This window comes from Parahaliea aestuarii (genome assembly GCF_008064635.1).
Lineage (GTDB): Bacteria > Pseudomonadota > Gammaproteobacteria > Pseudomonadales > Halieaceae > Parahaliea > Parahaliea aestuarii.
In genome coordinates, this window is sequence record NZ_VRYZ01000013.1 from 1 (window position 1) to 10,974 (window position 10,974).

Consider the following 10,974-nt stretch of genomic DNA (forward strand, 5'->3'; position numbering starts at 1 on the left):
ACGCAGTGGCTTTGGGAATACAATAACGAGCGGCCAAATTCGGCCATCGGGGGAATACCTCCAACCCAGCTGCTACAGGCAGCATAACCCTCTACTCAAACGGGCGGTTAAAAATGGGGGGATTACAACTCGGCTGCCAAGTGTAGTCTTGTGCCCAAGTATTAGACACTGCCAAGCTGAAACAGCCTATGAAGATCAAGCACGTAATCGTAGCGCCAAATACTACAGGCGTTGACTACTTCATTGGTGATATCCACGGCGAGCATGACGTGCTGATGCAGCAATTGGACTCAGTGGGTTTTAGCAGAAATTCGGACCGGCTATTCAGTGTGGGCGATATTATTGATCGTGGCCCAAACTCGCTCGAGTGCCTCAAGCTCGCGACTGAACCCTGGTTTTACGCCGTGCGGGGCAACCATGAAGACATGTCAATTGACGCTCTTGAGTGGACGGGCGATGCAGGAAGGTATGCAAGGGCCCTTTCGTATCGTAATGGCGGTGCCTGGCTCGACAGCATTGATGAAGTAGAGCGAGAACAAGCGCTAGCAACCTTATTGTCATTGCCTGGCGCCCTGACCATAGAGTCAAATTCCGGCAACAAACCCATAGGTGTGATTCACGCAGGCTGGCGAGGATACTGGGCTGATATCATCAATGGCGAAGACATATCGAACAGCGAGGCCGAGTTCGCGTTATGGGCCCGCAAAGACCGACTTGGGGCTACTAGAGATAATCTGTTGTCCTTCTTGGTGTGTGGGCACCAAAATATCGAGTCGCCTACCGTTTATGGATCGCATGTCTGTATTGATACTTTGATGCGTTCAGGGAGATTGTCAGTTCGGTCAGAAGGAGAGCTTCGAGCTATATTTGCCGCACAACCTGGACTTCCCTCGAGAGAGAAATACTAGCCCGCCTCAGAATAAGGCCGCTTCAAAGATATCGGTATAGACACCAGCTACTTTACCCTATCGATGTTCTGAAACCTAGTCGCTGACGCAGCACAATCCTGTCATGCGCGAGTTCTACCAACGCCTAGTTGCTCAAGGGAAGCATAAGAAAATCGCCATCACCGCGTGCATGCGGAAAATGATGGTGATTTTGAATGCCATGGTTCGCGACCAAAGAGCATGGCAGATGACATAAAATTTTTGGCTACAGGGTTACGTTCAGATCACAGTCGCTTGTTAGAATTTTTTAAGACCACGATTGAAGGATGGCACCAAGAAAAACCGCCAATATTGTAACTAATGATGGTAATAGCCATCGCTTCTCTTTCTCACTCTCTATGGCTCTAGAGTGTAGATCAATTGCTGTTGATACTAGAGTTGCCGTATCGCCGTTAGATAGTGGGGTACGAGATATTCTTGTGTTTTTTTCTTGCTCTGGAAGGGAATATATTTGATCTCGAGTAAGTATTTCTTGCCTATCGACATGAAAATTTCTTTGATGACTACGTCTCCATACGAGAGAAACTTTATCTTTCTCCTCATTTAATCGAAAGAACTCCGGGTGTTCAGAAAACACAGTTTTCCAATAGTCAGCATTGCTCTCTGAACCAGTTATTCGCTTTGACCAGCCAGAAAAATCAAGCTTGTAGAACTTATAAGTGCCCATTACTTGAATCGCCGCAATGACATCGGCCAATCTTTGATCCTTTAGATATGGTGATTTACTCACTAGACCTCCGAGAATGCTAGCGCCCGCTAAACCGGGCAATTTGGACAGCCAGCGGAAATTTTCTCCGCGTGATAGCGCTTGCTAGCTCTTTGGTTGGCATCCGTTAAATACCAAATTATAGGTGAAGTCCTGGGCTTCTTTGGTCATGTTGGCCCAAGATATATGTGATGATTGTAAATTAGCCAGCTCATTTTTATCCTCTTCGGAAAGGATACCATCCTGTTTTTGATACTTTTCAACAAAGAATCGGAGTATATTTTCGTCTGCTTTTCTTGACTGATACAAGCTGAATACAGGGGCGGCTTCCAGAATAATGATTTGATGCTTTGCCAGTGAGCCAGCCATTATTTTTTCATACATCGTGCAGTTGCTCTCATTTAAGTACACACTAACCGTAGTGCTCGTAATTTTTTCTGCCGATTTTGTACAGCTAAACAGCAAACAACAAAGGGCAATAATATAGAATTTATTCATCGTTTCCTTTGGGAGCTAACGCTTCGAGCAATTGTGTAGCGCAGCGTAACAATTGTCCCGCTTGCTTGCTTTGTTGAACGAAGCCGCTACGCGGCAAAGCATCAGCACAATCCCTCCAATGGGCAAATAATTCCTCCACGTGCTTCTCCCGAGCACGACCACAGGAGGAATTATCATGAACACAGCACAGCAACAGAAATTTCAATCACTGTACCGCAAACATGTTAGCGCGTTGCGCCGGCAGGGCAAGGCAGAACGCACCATTGATTCCTATGCCCGCGCCGTTCGGCGTGTCGCCCAGTTCTGGGACACCTGCCCCGACACCCTGAGCCAGGAACAGCTCGAAGCCTACTTTTCGTCGCTGGTAGAGACGCACTCGTGGTCGACCGTCAAGGTGGACCGCAACGGCTTACAGTTCTTCTACCAGCACGTCCTCAAGAAGGACTGGGTCTGGGTGGATATCGTCAAACCACCCAGGAAGAAGTCACTGCCCGACATCCTCACCCTGAAGGAGATCGAGCGGTTGATCAACGGCACGCGCGAGCTGCGCTACCAGACCTTTATTCTGGTGGCCTTCAGTATGGGGTTGCGCCTGGGCGAAGCCCTGAACCTACGGGTGGGGGATATCGATGGCGACCGCATGAAGGTACATGTCCGCCAAGGGAAGGGGCGTAAGGATCGCTTCGTCACCCTGCCCGGGGTGAGTCTTCAGGCCCTGCGCCGCTACTGGGTCAGTCATCGCAACCCGAGCCTGATCTTCCCCCGCGGCCGCAGCCCGCAGGAGCGGGTTGAGGCTGCCGAACCCATGGATCGCGGTGGCTTGCAGAAGTCCTTCAAAGCCATCCTCCGGGATTGCGGTATCCACAAGGCCGTCACCATTCACACACTGCGCCATTGCTATGGGGCGCATCTGGTCGAAGCCGGTGTGAACCTGCGCGCCATCCAGCATGAGATGGGCCACGAATGCCCCAAGACCACCGCGCTGTATACGCAGTTGACCGAGGTGACCCAGACCGACACCGACAAGCGCATCAATCGCCTGGTCGCGAAGATGCGCATCCGCTGGGGGTGTTGAGATGGATCTCGCGACGGTGTTCGAGCGCTACCGAGGGCGCTTTCTGGCACGCCATGGCGGCACGTTGACCGCAGATCAATGGTCCGCCTGTAATGCCATCACCGGCTGCCGTACCGGGCAGTACGGCGAGTTGGTGTTGGCTTGTCAGGAGTGCCACCGGTCCGACACCCGGTTCTGCTCCTGCGGACACCGGGCCTGCAACCAATGTCAGCAGGAAGCGGCCCAGCAGTGGCTGGCGCGCCAGCAGCAGAAGCTATTGCCCGTGCCTTACTATCTGGTCACGTTCACGCTGCCCTTTGCCTTACGACAGCTGGCCAAACGGCATCCCCGAACGGTTTATACCCTGCTGATGCGCTGTGCCGCCGAGACCCTGCGGCGCTTTGGCCACAACAAAAATGGCTTCACCGCGGAGCTTGGCCTGTGTGCCGTATTGCACACCCATACCCGTCAGCTGGACTACCACCCTCATGTCCACATCGTGGTGCCGGGCGGCGGAATCCACCAACGCCGGCGTGAATGGCGCGGGCTCAAGGGCGACTATCTGTTCAATGGCCGGGCACTGGCCGCCGCCTTCCGCGGCGCCTTCCTAGGGGCCCTGGCAGACAGCGGCCTGAGGCCACCGGCCACCCCGCGGCGCTGGATCGTTCACTGCACACAGGCCGGTCGCGGCTTGCAGGCATTGCAATACCTGTCCCGCTATCTGTATCGCGGCGTGATCAGTGACCGGAACTTGCTGGCAGACGATGGCGACCACATCACCTTCCGCTACAAGGACAGCCGTACCAACAGCTGGCAAACCCGAACCTTGCCCGGGGAGGAGTTCATCGCCCTGGTACTGCAGCATGTGTTGCCCAAAGGCTTCCGCCGGGCGCGGGACTACGGCTTCCTCCACGGCAATGCCAGGGCCTTATTGTGTCTCGTCCAGTGGGTGTTACGCACCCCGGTACCCGAGTCCCTGAGGAAGGCCCGCAAGGTGTTTACCTGTCCGCATTGCCGCGGGGACATGCACGTCTGTGGCCTGCGGCGACGCTGGGAACCGGGATAGGTCTGCATTGACGCCATACACCCGCCATTCTCAAACAGGAGGGCGAGAATTACCGATGACACAGCGATGTGTTAACCATCGCCAAGCCGGCGAGGCTGGCGCTCGACTGAAGAAAATGCTGCCGCGCAAGGCCCTCCGCAAACCGCCAACCCTACGATTATTTATTTGCTTATAAACAGCAACAGCTTCCGGGCTTGTTCAACAATCGGATAGGTCGCGGCTGACGCGCGACATATCCTTATTTGTTGGGCGCGATTAGCTCAAGGGTTTCTCAGGGAAGCCCCCGATTTATTGCTCCTTAGACGTCTAGTACAGAGTCAAGGTAGCCGCATACGCACTAATGGCACGAGCTTCTATGGTTAGGAAGGCAAACTAACTTCGCGAAATGCCTCACCAAGCTGAAGCGCCGCACTTCGCCTGTCGCCCATGTCGACCAGCATGTCGAGGATCCGCAGGAATTTCTGAGCTATAGCCAGTGTCATTGGTGCGTCACGATGTGCAAAGTGCTGAACCAGTTCTGCGATTCGCGCCGGAATGAACGTTCCATGCCAACCCTTTAGATTGTCGGGTCCGTCGCCGATAATTGCGAGCACTTGGTCCGCGAAGGCTTCGGCCGGATAGTTGGCCCTAGCTCGCTCACAGAGCGTCAAGAACGGGTCCATCACGGAAGCAGCCCATCCGCCAGCGCGAATGAAACGATCAATCAATGGCAGAATGCGGCTGATTTCGGACCAGTCGCCATTGACGTAGCGAGCGGCCAAGTCCGCGCGCTCGACTGAGACAAACATCAACGTGCGAACAAGCTTGGGTTGATCGAAGCCTGAGAATTCTCCGCTTCGGTAGGTGTCGCGCATGAAGGCGGGGGCCTGGAGAAGCCGCCCGAGACAGAGGTCAAGCGTCGCGACCGCGTCGGCTGGAACGACCGGCGCATCGTACAGGTAAGCGCAGACGTAGGTGCTCGCGAGTGGAGAGAGGAGAGCCCAGCAATTGTCGCCTTCGAGACCCAAAATCGGGTCAAGGAAGCGGGCCTGAAAGTCAGCAAGCGGGATAAGGCCAGCCACGTGACCCAACCTTGATCCGAGCGTATGCGTCCACTCAAAGATCTGGGTCGCTGACCGATCACGGCGTCCAGGCTTCACCCACAGTGGCGCATTTTTCTGGTTGGTCCAGTCGAGAACACTGGCAAGGAAGTCGAGAAGCACGCTCTTTGCACTGCTGTTTATAACCTCGTCGAAGGGGATGCGCTGAAGGACTTCTGCAGCCTGCTTTGAGTGCCAGAAGACATCCGGTTCACCCCATACCTCAGCAGCGTCGGTTGCATCATCCAAGTCGTAATCTTCATATCTTTGATGCCCACGCCGACCCTTCCCGGGTTCGACCTTCACCCAGGCTGGAGGCGGTAACGGGAGAGGCGCCCATCCTCTTCCATACTCATAGAACGCAAGCGCCGCGTTGACAGCTGCTTGTGCTTCATTCGATGTATGGATTGCTTCACCGTGTTGACGGGGCTGTTCCCGCTGCCGAGAAGGAACGTGGCAGAGTGAAAATGCCAAGATCAGCGCGGCCCAAGTCAATTTGGAGTCCTTAGGCCAAAGCTTGCAGGCTTCTTCGAGCGCGGCCAACGAAACGACTTCCAGTGGGTGTGCAATCAGCCCGAGGAGGTCGCGAGTCGCACCGCGTGCCGCTGTACCTTCGCGGAGATCCGCTGCGAGGCCTCGGGCCACATAGATCCCCTGGTGCCATGGGACGACGGAACTGGGGGACCACATCAGATCGAACTTTTCTGGCAGACGGATCGCGCGTTCCTGGACACCACGAGCCCACTCAAGGTCTTCGTGTGTACAGCCTTCTCGGAAGTTAAGCACTATGGCCGCCGTGGCGGCGACTGCACCCCGACGCATTCCCAACTGTTCTTCTTCATTCTCGCTGCCCGGGTGTTCGAATAAGTCTCTGGCGTCCGCTTCCTTGGACAACACAATGGCATCCTCTATCGTATAGGTGTCGTTCAACGTCTTCTCTTCGAATGATTTGGATGCCCACGTCCAAAGGCCGGTCAGCCTGAGGTACTTAGTAGCCTCTTCGGCCCTGGCGACATTTTCAGGCTCAGCAGCGGAAGGGCTAACGTGGACAATCGCTATTTGATCCGAACCCTCTTCCGTGCGGTAGGCCTGATAGTTTTCTGTGTCCGCCAACTCGGCATATTTGAGGGCCTGCTTTGTGAGGTCCTCCCGTGCCTCAGGAATGTCGCGGTGCTCTTCGTACTGAAATGGCAGATCGTTCTTGAAATTAGGTATTGCTTCACGGGCTTGATCACTGATGGGTCCAGGCTCAAAGATGAACCTGGGCACCATCCAGCTAAGCTGTGTCTTGCGAACCGGCCGGGCGTTTGCTGCTTGGATCGCCTCTACGTGCGGCATGTCGGTGCGTTGCGTGAAGCCGATCAGGTTCGCAGTTGACGAGAAATCTTGCGCCATTCGGTAATGGTCTGCCGCCAACAGGCGCTGTGAGGTGAAGAGCGGCAACGTCCCTTCGGACACCGTCTCAGTATGGAGCGCAAGCATCGACGCGACGCCTAGGATAGCGATACACTCGTTCCCCTCGACGATTCGCTGGATCAACTCGTCGACGGACCTGTTACGCTCAAGCTCGGCGAAGCACCACTCCTCAAGCGCCATAAACCCGCAGCCGATGGCATTGGGCGCCCACGTCGACCGAAACCAAAGATACTCCCGGTCGGTGCCCCAGAACTTTTGGGTACCCCAAGGAAATGTCAGTTCGAGCGGTATGGGGGTGCCATCACGGTCTCGTGAATAACGATGCAGCTGTCGCCACGCGGTCATCGCGTGATTGCACAGTTCTCGAAAGAGACGCAGGGCCTCGTCGGGTGATGATTGGAAAAGTGAGTGAAAGGGCTCTCTAAGCGGCGAAGGGGGCGAGAAGCTTCGGTAGTCGTCGTGGATCGAAAGCCTTTCCCAGTCGTGGTAACTGAAATCGCCGACCGTTCGCAAAGAAACACCGAAGGAAAGCGCCATTTGCTGTTTACGCGTGCGCTCGGCTTCAGGCTTGGCCAGAATGGCCTTGCGCCACTCGGATGCGGCCCGAAGCTCCTGCTTTTCACGGGCAACTTGCTCGTCAGGAAGCTCTTCGCGCAAGAAAGCCAGTGAAAGCTCAACGATCGACTGAGGCAGCGATTGGGCGAGTACAGGTGAGTAGGCAATGATGTCATGAAACGCATCATCACGGATGCGTTCTAAAGTGACGACCCGCTGCAAATAGTCGGCCGCAAGGGTCGGCTCGGCTCTCGACGATCTTAAGAGAAGTTGGCCAAGAGATTTTCGGAAAGTGCCCAAGTCGGGCACCCGCGCCCAGTACTCAGAGTTTTCGTCAGGTCCATCAGCGGTACTGAGCGCGTCGATGGCGGCGAGCCAGATAGCGCATTGTTGTAAAAGAGCGCGAGACGTCGGGTTGCGAAGTTCGGCTAGGGCGTTCTGCCAGACCTCGAAGATTGCGACTGCCTCCGGATAGAGCCTCTGCGGAATATCTGAAACGCGCCGGAGAATAAAGCCGATGAGGCGACGCCACGCGGCGAAGTCGGAAGGCCAGCCGAGAAGATCAGCGAACCGTTGGCGTTGCTCCTGTGGGAGCGTTCCAGCCAGGATACTCGCATTCGGAGAGGTCTTCTCCGCCTGAAACCAGACGAGCACCTTTCTGAAAAGCCGGAAGTCGTCAGCAAAGACGGCCGTCGCGAACTGGCCCTCATCAGCTTCGAACCTCGCAGTTCCGAGGGGACCGATCAGCCACGCTCTCAGCCATTGTGATCTAAGGTCCGAACCCTCGGTTTGGGCGAGGTACGTTGGCCAGTCTTCTCCCTGTGCGTACTCCCATTGAGAAACAAGTTCGACGACGCGTGCGACCGCTGGCGGCTCGCCGCAGGTCTTGATCTCTTCGATCCATTGGGGCCCGCGATCAGCCAGGACATAGAAGAAGGCCCATTCGAAGAAAATATCGTGAGCGAAGCGGACGGAGATCCCTTCACGAGCGTTCTGAAGTATGCCATCCGATCTTAGATCATCAATGTGTGCGGCCGAGGTTAGCTGACTAATGCGAATCGGCTGGCTTAGCTGGCGGGCACGAATACGTGCCAAGTCGAGCAATGCGCGCTGACGCTCAATCGCGCTTTGGCCGGTCTCGTTGTAGCCACCCCGCCGCCACCAATTCTCTATCAAATCGACTTCAGATCGGGGAACGAATGTCGGGACGCTGGTGTCAGCCACATAACTCTGGTTCAGCACCTTCGCGAAAAAGGGGCGTCGGACGATCTCTTGCACCTGCGCTGATCCAAACAGAAGTGGCCTCAGGTGTGGTTTGGCTTTTGCAAGCGTCTCAGCCTCTTCGTCGCTCAGCTGACCAACGTCAAGCGTCTCGACCTTCAGGACATCAAGGAAGTGGCCTAACCAATTGCGAAGCACTTCAATCCCTGTGTCGCGCAGGGAGACAACGACGCGCCAATTATCGAGCAGCGGCGACTCCGCGATGACACGGATTACGTCGAGGATTATGGGCTGGTGCTCCTTCTCAATGCGATCAATTGCATCGATAAACAAAATGGGAGTGCCGGCGGCTCCGATCTCCACGAAAAGTTGCTCCAGGGGAGCACCAGAGAGTCTCTGCGAGGCCGCGTAGCTGATCCAACTGGTGCCTTCGAGCTGTTCGGCTTTGAGGAAGAGGACCGGTCCGCGTTCTAGCGCGCGTTGTACCGCTCGCCTCACCAAGACTGATTTGCCACTTCCTGGCAGGCCTCGGACCTGGACGACACGGGCTGCGGTAAGCTTGGCGTCCAGCCTCTCAAGGAGCGAGGTTCGGTCGAGCTTTATTCCGCCAACATCGTCCGGAATAAGGTTCTCGTAGCTCCTTGCGAGCTCCTTCAACTTGTCGAGATCTCGGCACAAGGACGTCGCGCCTCGAAGGCGTGCGACAGATGAGATCGAACGCACAAGCCGCGCGCGATCAAACTGGCCTGACTTCCCTGCTGATGCGCGGGCTAACTGAACGACCCGCGACCAGACGAGTGGGGCTTTGGCTGCGTCATCGGGCACGAGACAATCTCGAATGCGATTAATGGCATCAGGCGGATCAGTGGCTCCTTCTCGAAGGAAATCGAACTGGATGAGCACAAAGTGCGCCAGGAACTGATGCACTTCTTCACTCGTGCACGGTGTCCCCTTCGCCTCTTCCAGTAGGGCAATGACGTCGTTCTTGACCGCTGTGATGTCGGCGCTAGCGCTGCCATCTTTCGCAAAGCGAGCGTCGAAATGGTCAGCTGTCAGACTTTCACGGGCCCAATCGCAAAGGGTCTTGAGCGCCCTTTCTTTGGTAGGCGTAACCGTGCCAACCGCTGCCCCATAGCGATCAGCATTGATGCGGAAGTCGGACTTTTTGAGTGTGGCCCAACTGTCTCGGATGATGTCGCGAAAGTCTTTGTTCGTTTTTGCCTTGCTGATCGTAAGTGAACGTTTCACCTGGAGGCTAAGTCGAGCGGGGTTCTTTGCTATCCCTCCAAAATCGACGATTACATCATCGAGCGGTTCGCCGAAGTCGCGCTGCTGAACCGACACTCGGACAACGATTCGATCATCAATGCCGGGTGCAAAAGCCTCGGCTAGCAATGCGGTGAGGTAGAACGCAGCCGCGTCCCCTTCAAAGGTAAAACCTTCGCCGCCGGCGAGTTCAGGTGATTGTGGCATCGCTAGCCTGTAAAATTCGTGGACTAGTTATAAGTCGAGGAGCCAATTTTGTGACTGCAGGCACTATCTGCGCGGCATGGTCATGACTATGTTTCATTTGCCTGCCCAACGCCGCCAACAAGGGCGCGCTGTAAGCGCGTCCCGCTGCTTGGCCTTGTTAACTGCTGACATTACTCCCTCCCTGCAAACTACGTTTAATTGCACTCAATTCTTTATTTGTAGCTTCTAGTGCTTTCACTAGCTTTGGACCCCAATTGTGGTCGCTGGCGTCGGAATGCTCGAACTGTGTGATATCAAGTTTGCTGTCGCTAAAAACATAGGCAGAGCGCGGACGCAACATCTTCGGACGACGGTACTTTGAAGTAACTGTGATACTAGAGTCACCCAGATACTTTTTGAGACCTCCAAATTGCCCCCAAGTTAAAACTATCTCTTGCCCTGGTGCGAGATACGGCACTCCGGTAATGATAGGGCCAGTAACCATTTGTTTGGGCATATCCTTTGGGATATCGATACTGAACGCTTCGGCCGGCAATGGTCTTGTTGAATGAAATGTAATGTCTAATGCAGGACCCTTACCTATGTTTTTTATAATTAGATTAACAATTGATGGTCTTTTTCTATCGACGTCCGCATACACTATTACTTCTGGATCAGTCGCTGACCTGTAGACCACGTATGTAATTGCAGCCGAACCTGAGGCAATCAATGCCATGAATAAGGAAATCCAATCTCCAGCTTCCATTGCTACTCCAGACCCTTGCAGTGGTGTTCCCCACAAAAAGTAGCCACCCAACCTAAGCAGCTAATGCTGCCGCTTCCTCGAATGCCACAGGGCTAATCCCGCCATTCGCTGAGTGCCTTCGTTTGCGGTTATAGAATATTTCAATGTAGCTAAAGATACCCGACCTCGCCTCGTCAACCGACTGATAATTCTTCGCGTAGATCAGCTCCACTTT

The 10,974-nt window shown here is 54.8% G+C and carries 8 protein-coding genes and 1 pseudogene; 4 read left to right on the top strand and 5 right to left on the bottom strand.

The window, feature by feature from the left end; translation table 11 throughout:
* Window positions 1-188: 188 nt before the first annotated feature.
* Together FVW59_RS19335 and FVW59_RS19340 are read left to right on the top strand one after the other, a co-directional pair.
* Window positions 189-908 (top strand): metallophosphoesterase, encoded by a 720-nt coding sequence (locus FVW59_RS19335; protein WP_148066028.1) that lies wholly within the window; start codon window positions 189-191, stop codon window positions 906-908.
* 88 nt (window positions 909-996) lie between these two features.
* A pseudogene (locus tag FVW59_RS19340) lies at window positions 997-1,143 on the top strand (IS110 family transposase); the annotation flags it as partial.
* A 51-nt stretch (window positions 1,144-1,194) separates the two neighbouring features.
* On the opposite strand, the gene FVW59_RS19345 reads toward FVW59_RS19340, so the two are convergent.
* Together FVW59_RS19345 and FVW59_RS19350 are read right to left on the bottom strand one after the other, a co-directional pair.
* Window positions 1,195-1,644 (bottom strand): N-carbamoyl-L-amino acid amidohydrolase, encoded by a 450-nt coding sequence (locus FVW59_RS19345; RefSeq protein WP_148066029.1) that lies wholly within the window; start codon window positions 1,642-1,644, stop codon window positions 1,195-1,197.
* Between the two features lie 114 nt (window positions 1,645-1,758).
* Window positions 1,759-2,151 carry a hypothetical protein gene (locus tag FVW59_RS19350; RefSeq protein ID WP_148066030.1) on the bottom strand — a complete coding sequence of 131 codons (393 nt, stop codon included), beginning with the start codon at window positions 2,149-2,151 and terminating at the stop codon, window positions 1,759-1,761.
* A 175-nt stretch (window positions 2,152-2,326) separates the two neighbouring features.
* Here FVW59_RS19350 and FVW59_RS19355 point away from each other — a divergent pair, with 175 nt between their 5' ends.
* Together FVW59_RS19355 and FVW59_RS19360 are read left to right on the top strand one after the other, a co-directional pair.
* Entirely contained in the window at window positions 2,327-3,226 is a 900-nt protein-coding gene (locus tag FVW59_RS19355) for a tyrosine-type recombinase/integrase (protein WP_148066031.1), read from the top strand.
* A 1-nt stretch (window position 3,227) separates the two neighbouring features.
* Window positions 3,228-4,271, top strand: coding sequence for an IS91 family transposase (locus tag FVW59_RS19360; protein WP_148066032.1), 1,044 nt, complete (start codon window positions 3,228-3,230; stop codon window positions 4,269-4,271).
* A 359-nt stretch (window positions 4,272-4,630) separates the two neighbouring features.
* On the opposite strand, the gene FVW59_RS19365 is transcribed toward FVW59_RS19360, so the two are convergent.
* From FVW59_RS19365 to FVW59_RS19375, 3 genes are all read right to left on the bottom strand, one after another.
* Window positions 4,631-10,015, bottom strand: coding sequence for an NACHT domain-containing protein (locus FVW59_RS19365; protein ID WP_148066033.1), 5,385 nt, complete (start codon window positions 10,013-10,015; stop codon window positions 4,631-4,633).
* Window positions 10,016-10,172: 157 nt separating this feature from the next.
* Complete coding sequence (locus FVW59_RS19370) at window positions 10,173-10,760, bottom strand: hypothetical protein (protein WP_148066034.1); 588 nt, start codon at window positions 10,758-10,760, stop codon at window positions 10,173-10,175.
* 52 nt (window positions 10,761-10,812) lie between these two features.
* Entirely contained in the window at window positions 10,813-10,971 is a 159-nt protein-coding gene (locus tag FVW59_RS19375) for an IS3 family transposase (RefSeq protein ID WP_425468420.1), read from the bottom strand.
* Between the last annotated feature and the right edge of the window lie 3 nt (window positions 10,972-10,974).